General features: G+C 60.9%; 21 protein-coding genes and 1 tRNA gene. 9 read left to right on the top strand and 13 right to left on the bottom strand.

The genetic code is table 11. The annotated features are described in order from the left end of the window. Positions 1-73 precede the first annotated feature (73 nt). Together AK829_RS05705 and bioD are read left to right on the top strand one after the other, a co-directional pair. On the top strand, positions 74-1,339 hold the full coding sequence (locus AK829_RS05705; protein ID WP_052204991.1) for an adenosylmethionine--8-amino-7-oxononanoate transaminase: 1,266 nt from the start codon (positions 74-76) through the stop codon (positions 1,337-1,339). After that, positions 1,336-2,028: a dethiobiotin synthase gene (gene bioD, locus AK829_RS05700; RefSeq protein WP_052204990.1), complete on the top strand. Its 693-nt coding sequence runs from the start codon at positions 1,336-1,338 to the stop codon at positions 2,026-2,028. Before AK829_RS05705 ends, bioD begins: the two co-directional genes overlap by 4 nt. On the opposite strand, the gene AK829_RS05695 is transcribed toward bioD, so the two are convergent. Then, on the bottom strand, positions 2,015-3,601 hold the full coding sequence (locus AK829_RS05695; RefSeq protein WP_052204989.1) for a peptide chain release factor 3: 1,587 nt from the start codon (positions 3,599-3,601) through the stop codon (positions 2,015-2,017). The genes bioD and AK829_RS05695 overlap by 14 nt on opposite strands. 21 nt (positions 3,602-3,622) lie before the next feature. On the opposite strand from AK829_RS05695, the gene AK829_RS05690 reads away from it, so the two are divergent. Then, positions 3,623-4,171 (top strand): NADPH-dependent FMN reductase, encoded by a 549-nt coding sequence (locus AK829_RS05690; protein WP_052204988.1) that lies wholly within the window; start codon positions 3,623-3,625, stop codon positions 4,169-4,171. Between the two features lie 16 nt (positions 4,172-4,187). Here AK829_RS05690 and AK829_RS05685 read toward each other — a convergent pair whose 3' ends face one another. Together AK829_RS05685 and pth (AK829_RS05680) are read right to left on the bottom strand one after the other, a co-directional pair. Next, on the bottom strand, positions 4,188-4,766 hold the full coding sequence (locus AK829_RS05685; protein ID WP_052204986.1) for a DUF6891 domain-containing protein: 579 nt from the start codon (positions 4,764-4,766) through the stop codon (positions 4,188-4,190). 10 nt (positions 4,767-4,776) lie between these two features. Beyond that, positions 4,777-5,334, bottom strand: coding sequence for an aminoacyl-tRNA hydrolase (pth, locus tag AK829_RS05680; RefSeq protein ID WP_052204985.1), 558 nt, complete (start codon positions 5,332-5,334; stop codon positions 4,777-4,779). A gap of 16 nt (positions 5,335-5,350) precedes the next feature. Between pth (AK829_RS05680) and AK829_RS05675 the strand changes: the two genes are divergently transcribed. Together AK829_RS05675 and AK829_RS05670 are read left to right on the top strand one after the other, a co-directional pair. After that, positions 5,351-6,247, top strand: a complete 897-nt coding sequence (locus AK829_RS05675; protein WP_052204983.1) for an NAD(P)H-dependent flavin oxidoreductase — start codon at positions 5,351-5,353, stop codon at positions 6,245-6,247. A 23-nt stretch (positions 6,248-6,270) separates the two neighbouring features. After that, positions 6,271-6,588 (top strand): hypothetical protein, encoded by a 318-nt coding sequence (locus AK829_RS05670; protein ID WP_052204982.1) that lies wholly within the window; start codon positions 6,271-6,273, stop codon positions 6,586-6,588. Here the strand turns inward: AK829_RS05670 and AK829_RS05665 are convergent. The 3 genes from AK829_RS05665 to AK829_RS05655 are packed head-to-tail and all read right to left on the bottom strand — an operon-like array spanning position 6,585 to position 8,604. Then, entirely contained in the window at positions 6,585-7,394 is an 810-nt protein-coding gene (locus tag AK829_RS05665) for a fumarylacetoacetate hydrolase family protein (RefSeq protein WP_052204980.1), read from the bottom strand. The genes AK829_RS05670 and AK829_RS05665 overlap by 4 nt on opposite strands. 4 nt (positions 7,395-7,398) lie before the next feature. Further along, entirely contained in the window at positions 7,399-7,947 is a 549-nt protein-coding gene (pth, locus tag AK829_RS05660; RefSeq protein WP_052204978.1) for an aminoacyl-tRNA hydrolase, read from the bottom strand. An 18-nt stretch (positions 7,948-7,965) separates the two neighbouring features. Then, positions 7,966-8,604, bottom strand: coding sequence for a 50S ribosomal protein L25/general stress protein Ctc (locus AK829_RS05655; RefSeq protein ID WP_052204977.1), 639 nt, complete (start codon positions 8,602-8,604; stop codon positions 7,966-7,968). 302 nt (positions 8,605-8,906) lie between these two features. Here AK829_RS05655 and AK829_RS05650 point away from each other — a divergent pair, with 302 nt between their 5' ends. Further along, entirely contained in the window at positions 8,907-10,193 is a 1,287-nt protein-coding gene (locus AK829_RS05650) for an alpha-hydroxy acid oxidase (RefSeq protein WP_083439763.1), read from the top strand. Here the strand turns inward: AK829_RS05650 and hisC are convergent. From hisC to AK829_RS05625, 5 genes are read right to left on the bottom strand one after another with little or no spacing between them, the layout of a single operon-like run. Beyond that, a complete protein-coding gene (gene hisC, locus AK829_RS05645; RefSeq protein ID WP_052204975.1) occupies positions 10,084-11,181 on the bottom strand; it encodes a histidinol-phosphate transaminase in 1,098 nt (365 codons plus the stop codon). The genes AK829_RS05650 and hisC overlap by 110 nt on opposite strands. Beyond that, entirely contained in the window at positions 11,178-12,530 is a 1,353-nt protein-coding gene (locus AK829_RS05640) for an amino acid permease (protein ID WP_083439762.1), read from the bottom strand. Before AK829_RS05640 ends, hisC begins: the two co-directional genes overlap by 4 nt. A 49-nt stretch (positions 12,531-12,579) precedes the next feature. Further along, a complete protein-coding gene (locus tag AK829_RS05635) occupies positions 12,580-13,557 on the bottom strand; it encodes a ribose-phosphate diphosphokinase (RefSeq protein ID WP_052204972.1) in 978 nt (325 codons plus the stop codon). 5 nt (positions 13,558-13,562) lie between these two features. Beyond that, positions 13,563-15,017 (bottom strand): bifunctional UDP-N-acetylglucosamine diphosphorylase/glucosamine-1-phosphate N-acetyltransferase GlmU, encoded by a 1,455-nt coding sequence (gene glmU, locus AK829_RS05630; RefSeq protein WP_052204970.1) that lies wholly within the window; start codon positions 15,015-15,017, stop codon positions 13,563-13,565. Positions 15,018-15,027: 10 nt separating this feature from the next. Then, the gene (locus tag AK829_RS05625) at positions 15,028-16,236 is read right to left on the bottom strand and encodes an MFS transporter (RefSeq protein WP_198147794.1); all 1,209 of its coding nucleotides are present in this window, start codon (positions 16,234-16,236) and stop codon (positions 15,028-15,030) included. A gap of 184 nt (positions 16,237-16,420) precedes the next feature. Here AK829_RS05625 and AK829_RS05615 point away from each other — a divergent pair, with 184 nt between their 5' ends. From AK829_RS05615 to AK829_RS05605, 3 genes are all read left to right on the top strand, one after another. Continuing rightward, positions 16,421-17,035, top strand: a complete 615-nt coding sequence (locus AK829_RS05615) for a TetR/AcrR family transcriptional regulator (protein WP_052204968.1) — start codon at positions 16,421-16,423, stop codon at positions 17,033-17,035. A 3-nt stretch (positions 17,036-17,038) separates the two neighbouring features. Continuing rightward, positions 17,039-20,608, top strand: a complete 3,570-nt coding sequence (gene mfd / locus AK829_RS05610) for a transcription-repair coupling factor (protein WP_052204965.1) — start codon at positions 17,039-17,041, stop codon at positions 20,606-20,608. A gap of 99 nt (positions 20,609-20,707) precedes the next feature. Continuing rightward, positions 20,708-20,784 (top strand) — tRNA-Leu (locus AK829_RS05605). 8 nt (positions 20,785-20,792) lie between these two features. Here the strand turns inward: AK829_RS05605 and crtI are convergent. Together crtI and AK829_RS05595 are read right to left on the bottom strand one after the other, a co-directional pair. Further along, positions 20,793-22,310 (bottom strand): phytoene desaturase family protein, encoded by a 1,518-nt coding sequence (crtI, locus tag AK829_RS05600; RefSeq protein WP_052204963.1) that lies wholly within the window; start codon positions 22,308-22,310, stop codon positions 20,793-20,795. Between the two features lie 2 nt (positions 22,311-22,312). After that, on the bottom strand, positions 22,313-23,155 hold the full coding sequence (locus AK829_RS05595; protein WP_052204962.1) for a phytoene/squalene synthase family protein: 843 nt from the start codon (positions 23,153-23,155) through the stop codon (positions 22,313-22,315). Between the last annotated feature and the right edge of the window lie 15 nt (positions 23,156-23,170).

Raw genomic sequence — 23,170 nt, 5'->3', positions numbered from 1 at the left:
AGTATGCAACACCTACGGCGGTGTTAGGATCGTTTTTCACAAGAATGTTGAACAGCGTTCAAGGAAGGCTTTAATGCACGCCCGCGACATCGCCGCCATCGACGCCGCACACATCTGGCACCCCTACGCCGAGCCCGGCCAATTCACCTACCCTGTTGCCAGTGCTGCCGGCACGAGCATCAGGCTTGTCGACGGCCGCGTGCTCATCGACGCCATGTCATCCTGGTGGGCCGCCGCCCACGGCCACTCCAACCCGCGCCTGGTTGCCGCCGCAGAATCACAAATCTCCACAATGAGCCACGTCATGTTCGGGGGCCTTACGCACGAGCCTGCGGCAATGCTGACGCAACGCTTGCTCAACCTCACCGGCAACAACTTCAGCCAGGTGTTTTACTCAGACTCGGGCTCAGTTTCCGTGGAGGTGGCGATGAAGATGGCGCTGCAGTACGCCATCGGCCAAGGACACCCCGAACGCACGACGTTTCTCACGTGGCGTTCTGGCTACCACGGTGACACGTTTGCCACGATGAGTGTGTGCGATCCGGAGGGCGGGATGCACGCCATGTGGGGTGATGCGCTAAAGCCTCAGGTGTTTGCGAAGGCTCCGCCGGTGCGTGGGGCGTCGGCAAGCGAAATAGCTCACTACCTGGAGCATCTTGGTTCCCTGATTGATGAGAAGATCGCCGGGATCATTATTGAGCCGGTGGTTCAGGGCGCCGGTGGGATGCGCTTTCACGATGCGGAGCTTGTGCAGGGGGTGCGCAAGCTTTGTGATGATGCTGGCATCCCACTTATTGCCGACGAAATCGCCACCGGGTTCGGCCGCACAGGCCAACTGTTCACCACATTGTCCAACGGTGTTGTGCCCGATATTTTGTGCCTGGGCAAAGCGATGACCGGTGGGTTTATGTCGCTTGCGGCGACACTTGCCACCGAAACAATTGCGCGCGGCATGGAGCCCAAAGCGCTTATGCACGGCCCGACGTTTATGGCTAACCCGCTCGCGTGTGCCGTGGCTGCGGAATCCGTGGCCATGTTTGCTGAAGGGACGTGGCAAATGCAGGTGCCGCGCATCGCAGCCGAGCTTGAGGCCGGGCTGCGGCCGCTGGCTTCGCTTCCGGGGGTTGCTGACGTGCGAGTACTTGGCGCAATTGGTGTTGTTGAGCTGGAACACAACGCGCCCATGCGGGAAGCAACCGAAGCGGCCATGGCCCAAGGCGTATGGATCCGCCCGTTTGGTCGACTGATTTACACCATGCCGCCGTACATCTGCACCAGCGAAGAGATCGCGCAGATCTGCCGCGGTGTTGCAGCGGCAGTGAAGGAGAGCATCGCATGATCATTGCAGTTACTGGGACAAATACGGATGTTGGGAAAACCGTCGCAACGGCTGCGATTGCAAGCGTGCTTGCGCAGCGCGGTGTTGATGTGGTTGCCGCAAAGCCCATCCAAACTGGGGAAGCGCCCGGCCACGGTGATGCATCTACCGTTGCGCGCCTTGCGGGAGTAGCAACGTTTGAGCGTTGGCGCTACCCCGAACCACTCGCGCCCAACCTTGCGGCACGGCGCGCAGGCGTTGCGACGCCAACGCTTGAAGAAGTCACAGACTGGGTGCGCAGCCTGGATGCGCCTGAGCGCGTCGTACTCGTTGAAGGTGCAGGTGGGCTGCTTGTGCGCCTAGCGGATGACTACACGCTTGCAGATATCGCGCAAGCCCTCAAAGCACCCGTAGTAGTTGTGACATCACTGGGTTTAGGCAGTCTCAACCTTGCAGAGCTCACGTGTGTACAGGCGCGAGCCATGGGCCTTGACGTCCTCGGACTGATCGGCGGAGCCATGCCGGAACACCCCGACCTGGCCACGCGCCTGAACGTTGCAGAACTGCCAAGCGTTACAGGCGTCCAGTACTGGGGTCACCTGCCCGTGAACTGCGGTGGGCTTAACCCGCAACAGTTCGCCGCAACCGCCTGGGAAGCGATTGGCGCGAGCGTTACTGAAGCAATAACCGAAGCGATTAATCCGCAATAAGCGGCTCGATCGTCAGCTCCGGGTGCTCCTTCTCCACGAAGGCAAGCTTCCACTTGTCGCCAAACAGGGCGATGAGCTCGCCGTCGGAACGCGTGAAGATCTCTACGCCACGCTGGCGTCCCAACTCAGGCGCGGATTCCGCGTCGGTGCGGCGTGCAACAGAGTAGGGGATTGGCTCCGTGATGGTCTCCACGTTGTACTCCAACTCCATGCGTGCCTGCATGACTTCGAACTGCATGGGGCCGACCGCCGCCATGACAGGAGCTGCGTCGCCGCGCGTGTCGTTGCGCAGGATCTGCACAACGCCTTCGGCGTCCAGCTGATCCAAGCCCTTGCGGAACTGCTTGTACTTGCCAAGGGACTTCGCGCGCAGCGTGCGGAAGTACTCCGGCGCGAACTGCGGCATCGGCGGGAACTGCACCTTCTTGCCGGCAAAGATCGTGTCGCCGGGCGCAAGGGAACCCGCGTTGACCAGGCCGATGATGTCGCCGGGGAAGGCGGTTTCCACTGTGTCACGGGAACGGCCGAACACCGTCAGCGCGTACTTCGTGGAAAACGTCCTGCCGGACTGGGCGTGCGTGACCTGCATGCCGCGATCAAACTCACCAGTAACCACGCGCATAAACGCCAACGTGTCACGGTGGTTGCGGTCCATACCAGCCTGCACCTTGAACACCACGCCGGAGAACTCATCGTCCAACTCGCGGTCCTCTTTACCTGCAGGGGCAGGCGCAATCGCGCACAGCGTGTCCAAGATCTGGTGCACGCCAAAGTTCAGCATCGCAGAAGCGAAAATGATCGGGGACGTTACGCACTGTTCGAAGAGTTGCTGGTCGTGCACGGCGCCGTCGGCAAGCAAAAGCTCCGCCTCTTCAAGTGCGGTCTCCCAAGCGTCGCCTTCCCTGGCGGCGGCCTCGTCGGGGGAGTAGTGCTCCTCGGGTGCGATGGTGGAGCCGCCGGCGGTGCGGATGAAGTGCACATACCCGTCAACCTCACCATCAGCGGAAACGTGCGCAAGCCCGCGGAAGTCGCCGGCCTCACCAACCGGCCAGTACAGCGGGGTCGGCTGGAGGTCGATCTCGGTGACAATCTCATCCACCAGCTCAAGCGGCTCACGTCCCACGCGGTCCCACTTGTTAATCACCGTGACAATGGGCAGACCGCGGGCTTTGCACACGCGGAAGAGCTTTAGGGTTTGGGGTTCGAGGCCCTTTGCAGCGTCGATAAGCATGACAGCGGCGTCAACCGCGGAAAGCACACGGTAGGTGTCCTCGGAAAAGTCGGCGTGACCAGGGGTATCCACCAGGTTGATTACGTAAGGCTCGCCCTCGTGACCGTCTGGCGCGTACTCAAACTGCAGGGCAGAAGACGCAACGGAAATGCCGCGCTCTTTTTCCATGTCCATCCAGTCAGAGACCGTGGCCTTACGGTTGCCCTTGCCGTGCACCGCGCCAGCCTCTGAAATGACGTGCGCGTGCAACGCCAGCGCCTCCGTCAACGTGGACTTACCGGCATCGGGGTGGGCGATGACGGCGAACGTGCGGCGGCGTTTGGCTTCGGCGACAGTGCTCATAAATTCAATACAGTAGTTGGTATGAGTGAAAAGAAAACTATTGGTGTTTTTCTCGGTTCCGTCCGTGAAGGCCGCTTCGGTGAAGTAGTAGCGAACTGGGTGATGGAAAAGGCACACAACCGCGAAGGTTTTGAGTACACATTGCTGGACCTGCGCGAGTTCGACGTGCCGCACCTCGTGGCCACCGTGCCGCCGGGCGCTGCGAACAAGCAGTACGAGGATCCGGCGGTAACCCGCTGGTCGCAGGCCGTTGATGCGTGCGACGGCTACATCTTTGTCACTCCGGAGTACAACCACTCGGTGCCAGGCACGATGAAAAACGCCGTCGACTCACTCGGCGCTGAATGGCGAGGCAAGCCTGTGGCGTTCGTGGGCTACGGCGCGGACAGTGCGATCCGTGCGGTGGAGCACTGGCGCGTGATCGTGGCCAACTTCTCCATGTTTGACATCCGCAACCAGGTCGCACTGTCCATCTTCGACGACGTCAAGGACGGCGCATTCGCGCCGCGCGACGTGAAAGTCGAGTCTTTGGAAACGGTGCTGGGCGATATTGAGCAGCAGCTGAGCTAGCCAGGGCCAGTCAGGCCTAGTCGGCCAGCGGCACCTCAAACACAACGTCTGAGCAGGCGATACGCCTATTTGCGTTGCCGTCCCACGCAGGGGAAAAGCCGACCTCTTTGAGCTCTTCAACAACCAGGGCGGCAACTTCGGCATCTGTTTCAAGGCTCGGATTTTCGTAATCCCCAAAGCCGAAGAGGAGATCCCCTGTGTGGATGACACGGTCCACGTCCTGCTGGGTGCAGTAGGTATAGCCGCGGTGGCCGGCTTTTTCAGCTCGCTCACCGCCATCTTCAACGGCTTCGCCCTTGTCGTAGCCCTCATCAAACGAGAACGAGATGTTGCGCTTCGCCAGCGCCTCGCGCAGGGCTTCGATGCGTTTGGCGTCCTCGGAGGCCTCGGGCACAAGGCGTGCGTATTCTGCGCTGACTTTCTCAATCAGCGGCGCTGGGTCGGACTCCATCTCGTCTTCCAGCCACGAGCTGATTGTATCGGGGCTCCAACCGTGGCAGAGCAGGAGGGAAATCTGGCTGGTGGTTTCATCTTCGGCTTCATAAATGCCGTCGGCGGGTGGGAATGTGCTGTTGGTCATGGCGTGGTAGCTCACGCCCCACAGTCTACTTAGTTGCGTGGATCACATTCTGGGCTTTTTCTAGGCCTTCGCTGATAATCAACTGGACGGCTTTGGCGGCAAGTTCGATTTGGTCGCTCACGTCAGCGCTAATAGGCGAAAGCACCCAGTCCGGCACCGAAACCCCAGCTGGCGGGCGTGCAATGCCCACGCGAACCCGCAGGTAGTCGCGCGTGCCAAGGTGCTCGGTGAGCGATTTTAGACCGTTGTGGCCATTCTCGTTGCCGCCGCGTTTCACGCGCACTTTGCCCACGGGCAGGTCCAGCTCATCATGAATCACAATGATCCGCTCCGCCGGCACGCCCAGCTTCTTCGCAAGGGGAGCAACCGCCTCACCGGAGAGGTTCATAAACGTCTGCGGCTTGATCACCGCGGCGCGGTCAATGTCCGGCAGCGCATCGGCCACCATGAATCCCACGTTATGCCTTGTCGTCGCATACTTCTCCCCGGGGTTGCCAAGGCCAACCACCAGCCACTCGGCTTGCTGGGGCTTCGTGGCTTTCGGGGACTTCGGGGTGCGTTTCCGTCTGAAAAATCCAAACACACCCTATAATGTACGCATGGACTTTCCCCGAGTGATCGCAGCACCCATGGCAGGCGGGCCGTCCACACCCGCGCTGGTCAACGCAGTGAGCTTCGGCTTCATCCCGCTTGGCACGTGTACGGTCGCACAGGCCCGCGAGTGGCTCGCCGCATGCACACCGCCTTTTGGTGCGAACCTCTTTGTGCCGCAGCCGGAGCCTTTGCTTGCCGACGTCCACGCCACCGCCACCCACCTCAACCAACCCATTCCCGAAGTCACCTCTGACTACGCCACTGAATACGCAGAGAAGTTCGCCCTAGTGCTTGAGGCGGCGCCCGCAGTGGTCTCGTCTACGTTCGGCTGCTTCAGTGAGGAGGAGATTGCTCAGCTGCACGCCGTTGGCTCTGAGGCGTGGGCAACCGTGACCAGCCCGGAAGAGATCTCAGAAGCAAAGCGCAGGGGAGTGGACGGCATGATCGTCCAAGGCCCGCTCGCTGGCGGGCACCGCGGCACGTGGAACCAGCACGACGACCCGGATCAACGCACGCTGGAGGAGCTGCTTGTGTTTGCCACAGGTCCCGTGATCGCCGCCGGCGGCATCAGGTCGGCCGAAGACGTTGCCAGGGTGCAAGACACGTTCGATGTGCCAGTTGCCTGTGGTACCGCGTTTCTTCTTGCAGATGAAGCCGGGACGAGTGCCCGCAACCGCGAACTGCTGCAAAGTGATGCGCCTGCGGTTACCTCGCGCGCCTTCTCCGGGCGCTGGGCCAGCGGGGTGGAAACCGAATTCACTCGCGCCAACCCGAACCTGCCGCCGACGTACCCTTACCTGCGCCCGATGACCAGCGGTAATGACTACTGCTTGGTCGGCGCAGACCGTGGCAAGCTTATGGCCGCACCCGCACGCGAGATCGAGCAGGCGTTAACGCCCTAGCCAAAGCCAGCGATGTGGGAAGTATGAAGCTTTCCAAGGTAGCCATTGCAACCGCAACCGCAACCGCCGGGGCCCTCGCGATGGGGTCCCTTGCGCCCGCAGCCTCCGCGGCTCCTGCTCAACACGATCGCGCGTACAGCGGCAGCGCGTGGGGCCTCTACAGCTTCCTCATGACCAACCTTATGAACGGGCTGGACCAGCTCAACGGTGGGCCGGACAGGCACCCCACCGAGAAATCTGGTGCCGTGATGCTTAGCGCAGCACCGTTTGCAATCCTGCTGATCCCGCTGCAGTTCATCGCTGAGGCTGAGGTTCGCCTCCTGGACAAACTCGGGTTCTAGTACACGCGCGTGGTGTTTTCGATAGCGCCGAGTCCCTCGATCTCCACGCGCACCGTCTCGCCGTTTTGGATGTAGCGCTTCGGGTTGCGCGCGTGACCCACGCCGTCCGGGGTGCCGGTAGCGATCACATCTCCTGGGGCAAGCGGGTAGATATGCGAAATGAACTCTACAAGCTTCGCCGGAGAAAACACCAGGTCATCGGTGGGGGAGTGCTGCATCTGCTCGCCATCCAGCGTGGTGGTGATCGCAGGTCCCGGGCGCCACTCAGTATCCAACCACGGGCCAAAACCGGCGGTCTTCTCTAGAGACTTGCCCTGGTGCCACTGCTGGGTGCGCTTTTGGTAGGTGCGCTGCGTGTAATCATTAATCACGGAGTAGCCCGCAATGTAGGCATCCCCGTCTTTCACGTGGCGCGCATGTTTGCCCACGATCACGGCGAGCTCGCCCTCAAAATCCAGCGATTCCGCGTTAAACTCCGGCACCTCAACATCGTCATACGGGCCAATTAGCGCCTCTGGGAACTTGATAAACAAGGTGGGCACGTCCGGGCGCTCATGCCCCATCTCCTCGATGTGCTTGGCATAGTTCAGGCCGACGCAAATGATCTTGCCCGGACGCGGGATCACGGGTGCCAGGTCGGTGGGGCTAAAGGGGGTCGGCGCAGCGTCGACAAGCGAAAGCTCTTGCCAGTTCTCCTGGGCGAGCAGCGCGCCAACGTCCTCAAACGGCAGGAGTACCGCCTCCGAATCGGAGACAATGCGGGCTGCCGAGGTACCAGTTTCAGTGCGAAGTGTAGCCAATCTCATGGAGCTACCCTAGCTGGCGAAGCACCTCATCGGCGGCGTTTGCGGCAGCAATTGTGATTTCTATCTGCTCCTTGGCGGCAAAGGGTTTAAGCACATAATCTGCAGGCGCCATGCGCCCCGGGGGACGGCCAATACCCACTGCCAGCTTGTTATACGTGTCGCCTACGGCCTTAGTCACGGACTTCAAGCCATTATGGCCGTGGTCGCCGCCGCCGACTCGCAGCTTGACCTCACCCAAATCAAGATCCAGCTCGTCATAGACCACGTAGAGATCCTTCGGCTGCACGCGGAAGTAATCCATCAACGCTTTGACGGGCCCGCCCGAAAGGTTCATGAACGAACGGGTGCGGGCCAACACCACCTGGTCATTCGCAACCAGGCGGCCGGCGGCCAACTCCGCGATTTCCGTGTTGGTTTTCTTATGGGCAGAAAGCTGCGCAGGCATAGGTAAAACCCTGGTCAGCAGCTCATCAATCACCATCACGCCAGCGTTGTGGCGTGTGGATGCATACTGCGGACCAGGGTTTCCCAGGCCAACAATCAAGATGGTCACGCGACCATCTTAGAGGGCTTACTCAGACTCGGTCTCCTCAGCAGCCTCAGCACCAGCATCAGCGCCGCCTTCCTCAGCAGCCTCAGCCTCAGCCTCCAGTTCCTCATCAACCTGCTCGAAGGTGACGTTGACAACCAGGGTCTCCGGGTCGGAGATAAGCTCTGCGCCCTCCGGCAGCTTCACGTCGGAAGCGTGCAGGGTATCGCCGATCTCCTTGCCCTCGATGGACACAGTGAGCTCGTCCGGGATGGACAGAGCGTCGATCTCGATCTCGATAACGTCTGCCTCCTGGAGCACAACAGCACCCGGGGTAGCCTCGCCCTCAAGAACAACCGGAACATCGACGGTAACCTTCTCGCCGCGCTTAATGCCGAACAGGTCGATGTGGTCGATCTCCAGGGTCAGCACGTTCTGGTCCACGTGCTTCACCATGGCCAGCAGCTTCTCGCCGTCGATCTCCAGCTCAACAATGGCGTTGACGCCCTCGTTACGCACAACTGCGGTCATCTCGATGCGGTCAACCGCGAAGTGGACGTTGTCGATGCCCTTTTCGTAGAGGACGCCCGGGATCTTGCCGTCGCGACGCAGGCGGCGTGCAGAGCCCTTGCCAAACTCTTCGCGCTTCTCAGCCTTCACAACCGTAGGGGTAATAGCCATCGGTATGCTCCTTTAAACCTTGTTTAAACCTTGATATTCGGGCCGCGAGGACATAAAAAATCTGCGACCACTATGGACGGGTGTGCTCGTCGAGTGATCGCAGGAACGTCTGCTTTACTATCGCGTCGATAACGGCCATGACAGCCCTCGCCGAGACCGTCACATCCTATCAAGGTAAACCTGCTGCACCAAATGGCAGTGCAGGCCGAGAGGTTCCCAAAGGGTGGAACGATTATCCCAAAAGTGTGCTTGTAGAATTTTTCATGTTTGAAATAGTTTTTCTCTAAGGAGCGTGTGTTTCCATGGCTCGCCTTGAGCGCCAGCTGCCGGATCCAAAAGAACTGTTCAGCCTGCTGAACTTCCCCCTGCCCAGCTTGAACCGCAGGGATGCGCGCCTGTCTAAGGCGGCTGACATCCCTGACCTGCGAAAGATTGCAAAGCGCAGGACTCCCAAGCCCGCATTCGACTATGTGGATGGTGCCGCCGCGAGCGAATTTACCTATCGACGCTCACGCGAAGCCTTCGACTCCGTCGAACTGATCCCACGCGTGCTTGCTCCAACACCAAACATCGACCTCACCACCACTATTGCCGGCAAGAAAGCGAGCCTGCCATTTGGCATTGCCCCGACTGGGTTCACCCGCTTCATGCACTCGGAGGGTGAAAACGGGGGAGCGGCAGCGGCACGCCGTGCCGGGATCCCGTTCTCCCTGTCCACCATGGGCACCCGCTCCCTTGAAGAGGTAGCCGAGGTATCGCAGGAAGGCACCCGCTGGTTCCAGCTCTACCTATGGAAAGACAAGGAAGCCTCCCTGGACCTGGTCAAGCGTGCGTGGGACAACGGCTTCGATACCCTGCTGGTCACGGTGGACACCCCGGTGACCGGCCAGCGCCTACGTGATGCCCGTAATGGCATGACCATCCCGCCAAGACTCACACTGAAAACGGTGCTGGATGCGTCCTACCGCCCGGAGTGGTGGTTTAACTTCCTGACCACAGACTCACTGAAGTTCGCCTCACTGAGCGATTCGGCAACAGACCTGCCGTCTTTGATCAACAACATGTTTGATCCTGACCTGTCCATGGAAGACCTGGAGTGGATCCGCTCCGTCTGGCCGGGCAAGCTCTTTGTCAAGGGTGTGCTCACGCCCGAGGACGCGCTACGCATGATCGACGCCGGCGCAGACGGCCTGGTGGTATCCAACCACGGTGGCCGCCAGCTGGATAAAGCACCGCTATCTATCCAAGCCCTGCCGGGCATCCGCGAGGCGGTTGGCCCAGACGTAGAGATCATCCTGGACTCCGGCATTCTCTACGGCAGCGACATCATCGCAGCCCTTGCCCTCGGTGCAGACTTCGTACTCATTGGCCGCGCCTACCTCTACGGGCTGATGGCCGGTGGTGAGGAAGGCGTGACCCGCGTCATTGAGATCCTTGAGCAGGAGATGCGCACCTCAATGGCGCTGATGGGCATCAGCACTATTGAGCAGCTGAAGGGTTCTGGCCAGGTGAAGCCACAGTGGGATTCACAGGTGAAGTCACAGTGGCGTCCCACGCACGAAGAAACGCATCCGTCTCCTCTGCGTTAGTCACGGTGACGCGGATACCGTCATCAAACGGGCGCACCAGCACGCCGGCTTCGGCGAGGCGTGTGGCAACGTCGCGGGGATCGCTGCCAAGCTGAGCCGCCGGGATCCAGACAAAGTTGCTCTGTGATTCCGGCGTGCCAAACGGCGCAAGTGCAGCAACGACGCGCTCGCGCTGGGCGACGGTTTCTTCCACGCGGCGTGCCAGCTCATCTTCGGCAGCGAGTGAAGCAAGCGCACCCGTTTGGGCGACCATGCCCACCGAAAACGGCACTGCCACCTTGTTCAGCGCCTCAATGATCTCGGCGGGGCCAAACGCGTACCCAATGCGCGCGCCCGCTAGACCGTAGGCCTTGGAGAACGTACGCAGCCCAACCAGGTTCGGGTACTTGAGGATCTCCTCGGTAGCCACCGGGGTGTCAGCAGCCTGGTTGTACTCAAAGTAGGCCTCATCCAACGCCACGAGAACGTCCTTCGGCACCTTCGCCATAAAGTCGGTGAACTCTTGGGTGGTAATGGTGGTTGAGGTGGGGTTGTTCGGGTTGCAGACGAAGATCAGCTTCGTGCGCTCAGTTACCGCCGCAGCTAGCGCGTCAAGGTCCAGCCGGTAATCCTCAGTCAACGGCGCGGTTACCGGTGTTGCACCAGCCACCTTGACAAAGATGGGGTAGGCCTCGAAGCTGCGCCAGGGAAAGACCACTTCATCCCCAGGCTGCGCCGTAATGTAGACCAGCTGCTGGCACAAGGCAGACGAACCGGTACCAACCGCAATCTGTTCAGCTGGAAGAGCCAAGTGCGCGCCAATAGCCGCACGGATGTCCACTGCGCCCATATCCGGGTAGCGGTTGATCTGTGACAATGACGCCACCATTGCCTCATGAGCGCTGGGTAGCGGGCCCTCTGCAATCTCATTGGAGGACAGTTTTACTGCCTTGTCATTGCGGGCGCCGGGTACATAGGCGGCTACTTGTTCAAGATCTTTGCGGATCACTTGACCCACCTCTTTCTCACATTGCCAATGATGGTTAGTGTCAAAATCCACGCCACAAGCGTGAACAGGCCCATACGGTACTCCGGCAGGTACGCCATCATTGCCAGTACCGCAATAAAGAATACGATGCAGATCCAGTTGGAAACCGGGTACAGCGGCGCCTTGAAGTGCGACTCCTTGCCGGCTGCGTCCATGCGTTTACGAAAGTTCAGGTGCGACACGCAGATACCGGCCCAGGTGATCAGCTCCGTGCCCACGATGATGGCCAACAGCACTGCAAAGATTTTGCCTTCGAAGAAGTAGTTCAAGATGACCACCACGCCCATCAACGCGCCGTTGAACAGCAAAGCGTTGATGGGCAGCCCCTTTTCACTGGTTTTTGCAAGCGCAGCCGGGGCCTGGCCGCTTCGCGCCAGATCGCGCAGGGTGCGTGCGCCGGAATAGGTCATGGTGTTGAGCACGGAGGCGACGGCGATAACAATGACCACGTTGAGCAACGTCGCCGCGCCTTCGTATCCAACGCCAGTGAGCACACGGATGAACGGGCTTTCATTGGACTCCTGCTCATTCCACGGGGCAAGCAGCAAAATAGTGCCAATACCGCCGATGTAGAACACCAGGATGCGCCAAATCACGGAGCGCACAGCGCGGGGAATAGCGTGGTCCGGGTCGTCAGCCTCACCCGCGGCGGTACCGATGGACATGATGCCGCCAAACGTAAACGTCACCGCCACCAGAGCAAACATCACGCCGCTTATCCCATTTGGCATAAAACCGCCGTGCGCGGTGAGGTGCTGCGTGCCAATTGCCGGCTCCGGACCGAGGCCAAACACAAGCAGCAGCCCCAAGATAATCATCAGGACAAGAGCCGTGACCTTAGCCAAAGACAGCCAGTACTCGGTCTCAGCGAACACGCTCACACGAAGCAGATTCAGACCCAAGACAACAATCAGGGAGACCAGCGCGGTAATCCAGTGGGGAAAGCCCGGGAACCAAAAATCCAAGAAGGTACCCAGGGCGGTCATTTCCAACATGCCCACCACGATGGTGGTAAACCACCAGTTCCAGCCGGTGATAAACCCTGCCCAGCGGCCGATGTACTCACGCGAATACGCTGCGAAAGAACCAGAGGTCGGGTGCTCTACCGCCATCTCTCCCAGCATGCGCATGAGAAAGAACACGATGACGCCAACGATGGCAAAAGACACAAGCACCGCCGGACCCGCATATTGAATGGAGTCGGCGGAGCCGAGGAAAAGGCCCGTGCCAATTGATGAGCCGAAGGCAATCATCTGCAACTGGCGGGATTTCACCCGTCGTTGCAACCCTGTTTCTTCGAGAGTGGTCATGGGCTCACTGTAGCGAGCGCCCTTGACCACGCATCGAACGCCCTAGGGCTTAGGCTTGGCCCTCAAACAAAGTGGTAACAGAACCATTCTCAAAGATTTCATGAATGGTCTTCGCCAGAAGCGGCGCGATAGACAGCACGGTGAGGTTCTTCCAGCCCTCGGTGTTCTGAGGCAGGGTATCGGTGGTGATGACCTCTTCAGCGCCGCAATCGCTCAGACGCTCACGAGCCGGATCGGAAAACACGCCGTGGGTACATGCAATCACCACAGACTTAGCGCCTGCTTCCTTCAGCACGCCTACAGCGCCGGCGATGGTGCCGCCGGTGTCAATCATGTCATCCATAAGGATGCAGTCCTTGCCCTCGACCTCACCGACGACGCGGTTGGAGACAACCTTGTTCGCGGCGTCAATGTCGCGGGTCTTGTGTACGAAGGCCATCGGCGCATCGCCCAGCATGTTGGCCCACTTCTCAGCGGACTTCACGCGGCCTGCGTCCGGGGAGACCACGACAAGGTTGTCCAGCGAGTACTTGGACTTGATGTAGTCCACCAGGATCGGCTGGGCGTGCATGTGGTCCACCGGGCCGTCGAAGAAGCCCTGGATCTGATCGGTGTGCAGGTCCACAGACACGATGCGGTCAGCGCCAGCTGCGGACAACAGGTCTGCCACCAGGCGGGCGGAAATCGGCTCACGGCCGCGGTGCTTCTTGTCCTGGCGAGCATACGGGTAGAACGGCAGGATCGCGGTAATGCGCTTTGCGGAGCCACGCTTCAGCGCGTCAATCATGATCAGCTGCTCCATCAGCCACTTGTTCAGCGGCTGTGCGTGGGACTGCATAACAAAGCAGTCAGAGCCGCGGACAGACTCCTCGAAACGGATGAAGATTTCACCGTTTGCAAAGTCACGGGCGGTGGTGGGGACAAGATCAATCCCCAGCTCCTTGGCCACAGCTTCAGCAAGTTCCGGGTGGGCCCGGCCGGTGAACAGCTTGAGGTCCTTGTGGCTTTCCGTCGAGTATCCAGTCATGTAAGTTATCGCCCTTCCGTAGACGCTTCGCGTGCTCGCTTTGCAGCCTCAGCTGCATCGGTGCCCGGGCGGCGCTTTTCCACCCAGCCTTCGATGTTGCGCTGGCGGCCTTCCTTGATGGCCAGCGCACCTGCTGGCACATCTTCAGTGACCACTGTACCCGCGCCGGTATACGCTCCATCACCAATGGTCAATGGTGCGACAAACATGGTGTCCGAGCCGGTGCGGCAGTAATCCCCGATGGTGGTGTGGTGCTTGTTTACCCCGTCGTAGTTCGCAAACACGGAGCTTGCGCCGATGTTGGTGTGCTTGCCCACGGTAGCGTCCCCAATGTAGGTCAGGTGCGGGACCTTGGAGCCCTCGCCGATCTTGGCGTTCTTGGATTCCACGAAGCCGCCGAGCTTGCCGCGTGCGCCAAGCTCTGTGCCGGGGCGGATGTAGGTAAATGGGCCGACGGTGGCTTCCTCACCAATCACGCCGAGCTCACCCTGGGTGCGAACGACCTTCGCGCCTGCGCCGACCTCCATGTCGGTCAGGGTGGTGTCGGGGCCGATTTCGGCGCGGTCCCCGACCACAGTGGATCCCCACAGCTGCGTATTCGGGTGGATGATCACGTCGCGGCCGATCTCTACCTCCACACCAATCCAGGTGGTGTCCGGGTCGATCACGGTGGCGCCGGCACGCATCGCGCGCTCTACTAAGCGACGGTTGAGTTCTTTACCAGCGGCGGCAAGCTGGACACGGTCGTTGACACCGGCAAGCTCGCGTGCGTCGGGGGCGATGAAGGCGGAGACCTTCCGCCCGTCGTTACGCGCGATGCTCAGCACATCCGTGATGTAGAGCTCACCCTGCGCGTTGTCCGTGTTCAGGTGGGTCAAAGCTTCGCGCAGCACAGCACCGTCGAAGGCGAACACACCAGAGTTAACCTCGTGCACGCGGCGCTGCTCATCGGTGGCATCCTTTTCCTCAACGATGCGCTGGACCTCGCCCGCTTCATCACGGATGATGCGCCCGTAACCGGTGGGGTTGTCAAACTCCAGGCTGAGCACCGTCACAGCAGCGTGCTCGTGCTCATGCTTTTCAACGAGGCGCTCAATCGTCTCCGCCGTCAACAACGGAACGTCACCGTTGGTAACCACCACGGTGCCGTCGAAATCCGGAATGGCGCTCAAACCAATTTGGACTGCATGGCCCGTGCCGTGCTGTTCCTCCTGGACAGCCTGGCGGACCTCAATGCCCATCTGCTGCGCAATGGTGTCCACGGCAGGGGAGACCTGGTCACGCTGGTGGCCAACCACGGCAACGAGGTAGTTCGGGTGCACGCCAGCGGCAGCATGCAGGGAGTGGGACAACAGGCTGCGCCCGCCGATTTCGTGCAGCGTCTTTTGCCGGTCCGACTTCATGCGGGTTCCGGCGCCAGCTGCGAGGACAACTACGGCACGTTGCTTCTTAGAATCCATGCCGCACAGTTTAACGCTTAGAAACATCCTTCAACCGGGATGCGCCAACAACGCCGGCAACACCAACTACTGCCAGGAAGATCAGTGCCGCCTGTGGGCCCAGAAGCGAGATCGCGGAAGACAGCGCGCCGACGGCCAAGAGCACGATGCCCATCACCGTGTTGGAAGCACCGGTGATCAGCGTGCGGGTATCCCCCTCCGCCATGTCCACCAGGTATGTCTTGCGGCTGACGCGCACCGAGGTGTGTGCCAGGTTGACCAGGAAGAACCCAAGCGGCATTACCCACGCATTTACGCCGTCTGGAAGCGTTGAAGCACTCAACACCAGCAGCACCAGCACAACAGACGCGACGCCTGCACCCCACGCCATAGTCAGCTTGGAGGAGCGGTCCGACCACAGACCCGAGATGCGACCACCAAGCAGGCTTGCGCCGCCTGAGGCGATGACAAATGCGCCAAGTCCCCTAAGGTCTGCACCCGCCTGGCTGGCCAACACGACAATAAAAGGCGTTGAGAGCGCAGTGACCAGCATCAGGGAACGCACCACCAGGAAGCGCTGGAGGTCTTTGTTTTCCTTGACCAGCCCTAAAATATCGCGAAAACTCGCCGTGTCTTTCTTGGAGTCCTCCGGCTCTGGCTCATCGATGCTTTGAAACACCAAAGACGCCAACGCCCACGTCACCGCGCCTGCAAACAGCAACACGTGCAACGACACGTCAACGAACATGAGCCCCACGCCAACCGCCAGCGTAAACGCGCCAGCGAGTGCTGTGGCTCGACCCGTGATCTCACCACGCTTGCCCTTCGAGATTGTCCTGCCCTGGACGTCCTTGCCAGCAATCGAGCACAACGAGCGGAACACCGCGTGGACGGCGAGCAGGGTGATGGTGATGAGGCCGAGCAAGGTGGCGTCGAAAAGCAAGGCACTGATCGCAATGCCCATGGCTGCCGCGAACTGCCCCCAGGAACCGATCAGCCAGACGCGTTTGCGCGAGCGTTGAGAGGTTACCCACGGGCTTAAAAACGCCTGCGGCAACATTGAGAGCGACTCGCGAACTGGCACGAGTAGGGAGGTAAACACGTGCGGAACACCAGCCGCGGAAAACAACCAGGGAAGAACCGTTTTCGGCGCAACAATCTGATCCCCAATGTTTTGCAGGCCGTTGGACCAAATGAAACGGCGGGCGTTGTGTTCTTCCACGCGGGGCTGGTTGCTCATACTGCGGATAGTAGTCCCTGCACAAAATGAAAAAGCTTCCCCACCAGGACTCGAACCTAGAATGACGGTACCAAAAACCGTAGTGTTGCCAATTACACCATGGGGAATAGCACCGCTGATTGTAGACCACGTGCGGCCGCCGCCAAAGACGGGGTGGTGGGGGTAACCCTCTAAGCTAGGAAACATGGCTCGAACGCGAATGACTGCACCCCAGCGCAGGGAGCAATTGATCGGTGTTGGGCGCCAGGCATTCGCCGAGCGCGGCTTCGACGGCATCTCCATGGAAGAGATCGCCGCACGAGCGGGTGTGTCCAAGCCAGTGGTGTATGAACACTTTGGCAGTAAAGTGGGCCTCTACCAGGAGGTTGTGCGCTTAGAAATGGCGCGTCTGGAGGAGGCAATTACGTCTTCCATCCAGTCCGGAAGGTGGCGCGAGCGCATTGAGCGCGGCGTGTTGGCGCTGCTGACCTACGTGGAGGATGAGACGGATGGTTTTGTCATCCTGGCGCACGGCCAGTTGCCGGGGGAAGGGCGGACCTATTCCACCATCCTCAACCGTGTGACAGCACAGGTGAGTTACCTGCTGGGGGAGGCGTTTAAGCACCGCGGGCTCGACTCGGCGATGGCAGGCCTGTACGGTCAGGCCCTTGTTGGCACCGTTTCCAACTCCGCGCTGTGGTGGTTGGATGAGCGCAAGCCGGATAAGCACACGGTTGCGGCGCACATTTCCAATTTGTGTTGGAACGGGTTGCGGGGGATGGAAGCACAGCCGCGTGTGTATGGAGAAGAGGAAGCGTAGAACATGACATCGAGCACACCCGCCGCACTTGGTGGGCTTCTCACGGCAGCGTTGACTGACCCGAAACTTAAAGGGGTTGCCGCGCGCGTGGGGGATGAATCCTTGCACATCACTGCGATTGATCAGGCACGTGCGTGGGTTGCTGGCGCGTTGGCTAGGCAGGTGCCGGTGCTGGTAGTTACCGCCACGGGTCACGAGGCCGAGGACCTTGCCGCGGAGCTGAAGGCCCTGGTTGGTGAGCAGAAGGTCGCCCACTACCCGGCGCTGGAGACCCTGCCGCATGAGCGCCTTTCGCCTGCTGCTGATGTTGTGGGCAGGCGTGCCAAGGTGTTGTGGGAGAAACCGCGGGTGGTGGTTGCTGCCGCACGTGCGGTGTGCCAGCCGGTGCTGCCTGCCGTTGCGCCGATTGAGGTCGCGGTGGATGCGGAGTGCGAGTTCGATGACCTGGTGCGTCGCGTTGAGTACTTCGGCTACTCGCACGTGGACATGGTTGCCACCCGCGGCGAGTTCGCGGTGCGCGGCGGCATCCTGGATGTGTTTCCCACCACGGCGTTAAACCCAGTGCGTATTGAGTTCTGGGGCGACGAGGTTACTGACATCCGCAGCTTCGCGGTTGCGGACCAGCGCACCATTGAAGAACTACCGCAAGTCAGTTTGTTCCCCGCGCGCCAGTTGCTTATCGACGCTGACGTGAAAGCAGCAGCCGACACCCTCGCCCGCCGCTTCCCGTCGAATCCGACCTTGTCGTCCCTGCTTAGCCGCGTGGCTGAGGGCGTGCACGCTGCGGGTGAGGAGGCACTGATGCCTGCGCTGACTTCGCAGCCGTGGCAGGTGCTGCCGGAGCTGTTTGAGGGCGGCATCGTGTTGGTGACCAGCCCGGAGAAGGTCCGCACCCGCATCGCGGACCTGGAGGCAACGGACCGCGAGTTCCTGGAGGCAGGGTGGGAGGCCGCCGCCATGGGTGCGGAAGGCCCGGTTGCTGTAGAAGGCGTTGACTTAGAGGCATCGTCGTACCGCTCCTTCGAGTCGCTGGAGATCTCCGCGCGCAAGGCTGGCAACGCCTGGTGGACGTTCGCCCCGCCAGGCATGTTCAATGCGGACGATAGGGCCACGCTGCCGCTGGAGTTCGACGCCGCACCCGCACCGAAGGGAGACCCGAAGGCAATCGAGCAGCTGTACGCAACGTTGAAGCTGCACGTGGTGGAAAACCACGGCAAGGTGGCGTTCGTGGCGCCTGCGAAGGGCACCGTGGAGCGCATGGCGGAGCGCCTGCGTGAGCACGGCATCTCCGCGCGCATTGCAACACCTGGCCTGGAGCCGGTCGAAGGTGCTGCCACGCTGTACCAGGCGCTTTCCCACGGCGGCCTCGTCTTTGGCGGGCCGAACCTGGTTGTGGTGACGGAAACCGATGTCACCGGCAACCGCGTGGGTGATATTGCGGGGGCGAAGCGTCGTGCGCCGAAGCGCCGTAACCGTGTGGACCCGCTGGCACTCAAACCCGGCGACTACGTGGTGCACGAAACTCACGGCATTGGCCGATTCCTCAAGATGGCGGAGCGCACCGTGGCAGATTCGCGCCGCGAGTACATCGTGCTGGAGTACCAGGCCGCCAAGCGTGGCCAGCCCGCGGACCAGCTCTGGGTGCCCATGGAATCGCTGGACCTGCTGAGTAAGTACACGGGTGGGGAGAAGCCGAGCTTGAGCAAAATGGGTGGCTCCGACTGGAAGTCCACCAAACGCAAGGCGCGCGCCGCGGTGCGCGAGATCGCCGGGGAGCTTATTGAGCTCTACGCCAAGCGCCAAGCCGCGCCGGGCCACGCGTTTGCGCCGGATACGCCGTGGCAAAACGAGATGGAAGACGCCTTCCCGTTTGTGGAGACGGAAGACCAGCTCGCTGCGATTGAGGCCGTGAAGCACGACATGGAGCAGCCGGTGCCGATGGACCGTGTCATTGTGGGTGACGTGGGCTTTGGCAAGACCGAGGTTGCCGTGCGCGCCGCGTTCAAAGCGGTCCAGGACGGCAAACAGGTAGCGGTGCTCGTGCCTACAACCCTGCTTGCCCAGCAGCATTACTCTACGTTCAGCCAGCGTATGGACGGTTTCGGCGTGACCGTGCGCGAATTGTCCCGTTTCACCTCCGCGGGCGATGCGAAGAAGATCCTCGCCGGTCTTGCAGACGGCTCGGTGGACGTAGTCATTGGCACCCACCGCCTGTTGTCCACTGGTATGCAGTGGAAAAACCTAGGCCTGATCGTGGTGGATGAGGAGCAGCGTTTCGGCGTGGAGCACAAGGAGCACATCAAGGCGCTGAAATCCCACGTGGATGTGCTGACCATGACCGCAACCCCGATTCCGCGCACCCTTGAGATGTCGCTGACCGGCATCCGCGAGATGACGTCTATCACCACCCCACCGGAGGACCGCCACCCGGTGCTGACTTACGTTGGCCCGCAGGAGGACAAGCAGGTTGCGGCGGCGATCCGGCGCGAGTTGCTGCGGGACGGCCAGGTGTTCTTCATCCACAACAAGGTCGCCGACATTGAAAAAGCTGCCCGACGTATCCGCGACCTGGTTCCGGAGGCGCGAGTGGTAGTCGCCCACGGGCAGATGTCTGAGCAGCTGCTGGAACAAACCGTGCAGGGTTTTTGGAACCGCGAGTACGACGTGTTGGTATGTACCACCATCGTGGAAACCGGCCTGGACATTGCGAACGCGAACACGCTGATTGTGGAAAACGCGCAGAACATGGGCCTGTCCCAGCTGCACCAGCTGCGTGGCCGCGTTGGCCGTTCGCGTGAGCGGGCGTACGCCTATTTCCTGTACCCGAAGGACATCACGCTGACGGAAACCTCCTATGACCGCCTGGCCACGATCGCGCAGAATAACGACCTTGGCGCAGGCATTGCCGTTGCGCAGAAGGACTTGGAGATGCGCGGCGCCGGAAACGTGTTGGGCTCTGAGCAGTCCGGCCACATCGCGGGCGTTGGCTTTGACATGTACGTCCGCCTGGTGGGTGAGGCTGTGGAGACGTTCAAGGCCCTGATGAAGGGCGAGGTTGTGGATGCCACCGACCAGGCGCCGAAGGAGATCCGGGTGGACCTGCCAGTGGACGCCCACATTCCGGGAACCTACATCAACTCCGAACGCCTGCGCCTGGAGGCCTATCGCAAACTTGCGGAAGCTCGCGGTGAAGAAGCGCTGCGCCAGGTTGCCGACGAAATGGTGGACCGCTTCGGGCCCCTGCCTACGGAGGTGGAGTTCCTCATGGAGGTCGCGCGCCTGCGTGACCAGGCCCGCAGCGTTGGGGTCTCGGACATCTTGAGCCAGGGCAACCGCTTGAAGTTCCACCCGGTTGAGCTGCCGGACTCCAAGCAGGTGCGCCTGAAGCGCCTGTACCCGGGTGCGACGTACCGTGCTGCGGCGAAAACGGTCCAGGTGCCGATGCCGCGCGAGTCGAAGGCCATTAACAGCCCCTCGCTTCGCGATACCGAGCTGCTGCAGTGGGTCTCACACTTTCTTAGCGACATGTTTGACGCTCCCGATGCCTCCGGCGTGTTCTCCTTTAAAGGATAAGCGTTAAGGGCTAGCCCGACCTCACACACGAAAAAGCGAAAAACGTACCCCTTGTGTGTGGGGTTGGGGGAGGGGTCGTATTATCGTCGAGAAGCAAAAGCCCCTATAGCCCAATTGGCAGAGGCAGCGGACTTAAAATCCGCCAAGTGTCGGTTCGAGCCCGACTGGGGGCACCAAAGCCGCGCTAGCGCAGGCGCGACAGCACATTTTCCGCCGAGATCAGGCACATCGGCACGCCCACACCAGGCACCGTGGTGGCGCCGGCGTAGAAAAGATTGTCCAACTTCTTCGACTTGTTCGAGCCCCGCAGAAACGCGGATTGACGCAGCGTATGCGCAGGGCCGATAGAGCCGCCGGACCAGGCGTGGTAGCGCTCCGCAAAGTCAGACGGGCCCAAGGTGCGCTTGACCACAATGCGCGACTGCAGGTCCGGGATTTCGCACCACTGGGCAATCTGGTCGATGGCAGCTTGGGCGATGAGCTCGACTGCGGGGGACGCAGTCTTGCGGTACATGTCTCCGTGGCCAAGCGTCTCGCTGGCAGCCACCGGCACGAGTACGAAGAGGTTCTCGTGACCCGCCGGTGCGGTGGAAGGGTCGGTCGCGGAAGGTTTGGACACGTAAATTGAGCGCGATGCGCCAAGCGGGCGGGTCGGTGCGGGTGCGTCAAAGACAGCGTCGAAATCCTGCGACCAGTCTTGGCTAAACAGCAGGTTGTGGTGCTCGAGCTGGGGAAGTGCACCCTCGACACCAAGCATGACAAGCACCGTTCCCAGACCTGGATCGCGCGGGGCGAAGTAAGACTCGCGGTAGGTCTGCTTTGCTTTGGGCAGCAGGCGGGTTTCGGTGTGGTGGAGATCCGCGCAGGACACGGTGATATCTGCACGCAGACGCTCCCCGCCAAGCAGCTGGATGCCGGTGGCTCGCCGGCCCTCGGACGTGATTGCCGCGACCTCTTCACCCAAGCGGAACTGCACACCGTTTTCCACTGCGAGCTGGTACAACGCATCGACTACCACGGCAAACCCACCCTGCGGATACTGCACGCCCTGCACCAAATCGGTGTGACTCATCAAGTGGTACAGCGACGGCGTGCGCGCCGGATGCGAGGACAAAAACACCGCAGGATAGGTCAGCATTTGCCGCAGGCGCGTGTCCTGGAAACGGTGCGCCACAAACCGCTCCAGCGGCACAGTTAGAAACTTCGCCAGGTCCCCGGCCCGAGTGAGCAGTTGCTTATCGACGAAACCGCGCACCGAATCAAAATTCGTATACAAAAACCGCTCAACGGCAAGGTCGTAAGCGATGCCGGCAGACTTCAGGTAGGAGCGCAGGGCCGCGCCTGCGCCGGGTTCGATGGACTCAAAAAGCTCGAAGACTTTCGGGCCAGACTCCACGTCAATGGGGGATTGGTGTTCGGGAAAGAGCCGGTAAGCAGGCGAGAGCGGCACAAGGTCAAGCAGGTCTTCCGTGCGCTTGCCAAACAGGGAGAAGAAATGATCAAAAGCATCCGGCATGAGGTACCAGCTGGGGCCAGTATCAAAACGGAAACCCTCTACTGTCTCCTCGCCAGCGCGCCCGCCGACGGCATCCAGCTTTTCAACAACCGTGACACGGTAGCCCTCGCGGCCAAGGAGTGCCGCAGTGGCAAGCCCCGCGATGCCAGCGCCGATCACGATCGCGGACTGGGATTTCACTGCCATGGTTACCGTGTACCTCCTCGCGCAAGCGCCTTGGCGGTAATGCGCAGCTTATGGGTGGTGGGGACGCTGATGCGGGTGGCGGCCAGTTCCTCGACCGGGGTTGCATCAGCGATATCGGTGAGCTCTTCAAATAGGCCGGAAGCGGCAGCAACCGCGGTGCGTGGGGATCGCGGCAACAGCGGGATCGCACGGTTAGCGTGAGCGAGCTCTTCGCGGATCTCGGCCACGATCTGGTCTTTCTTCTCTGCCGTCAGCTCGTAGTACACGCGGCCCAACCGGTCACGATCCTCACCAAAATCCCTCAGGAAGTTCACCTTCTGAAAGGCAGCGCCAAGCGCACGAGCCCCAGATTCGAGGGTGGAGCGGGTGGAGGGGGTGACGTCGGCGTCGATAAGAAAAGCCTCCAAGCACAGCAAACCAATCACCTCAGCGGAACCGTAGACGTAGGCATCTACATCACTGGCGGTGTAGACAGTCTGGGTGAGGTCCCTGCGCATGGAAGCGAAGAATGACTCGACGTACTCCCGGGTGAAGTTGCAGCGCCGCGCCGTGTTTGCGTAAGCGTGGACAACTGGATCCGTATGGAAGCGGATGTGTGGTGCGGCAAGGATCTGCGCCTCATATGCGTCGAGGGCTGTAGCCGGGTCGGCGGCTGCAGCGAGTGCGGTGCCATCCACAATCTCATCCGCAATGCGCACCATGGCGTACAAATTGCGAATATCCCGACGTATCGGCGCCGCTAGCAGGCGTGTGGAAAGCGAAAAGCTCGTGGAGTACCTGGCGATCACCTGTGCGGCTGCGTGGTCACACATGTGGTCATAACGCTGCAGGTAAGACGTGCTCATTTACGCAACCTCATT

The organism is Corynebacterium riegelii, from assembly GCF_001263755.1.
Lineage (GTDB): Bacteria > Actinomycetota > Actinomycetes > Mycobacteriales > Mycobacteriaceae > Corynebacterium > Corynebacterium riegelii.
Note: the sequence above shows the minus strand (reverse complement) of the source record. Positions and strands in the feature narration are given on the sequence as shown.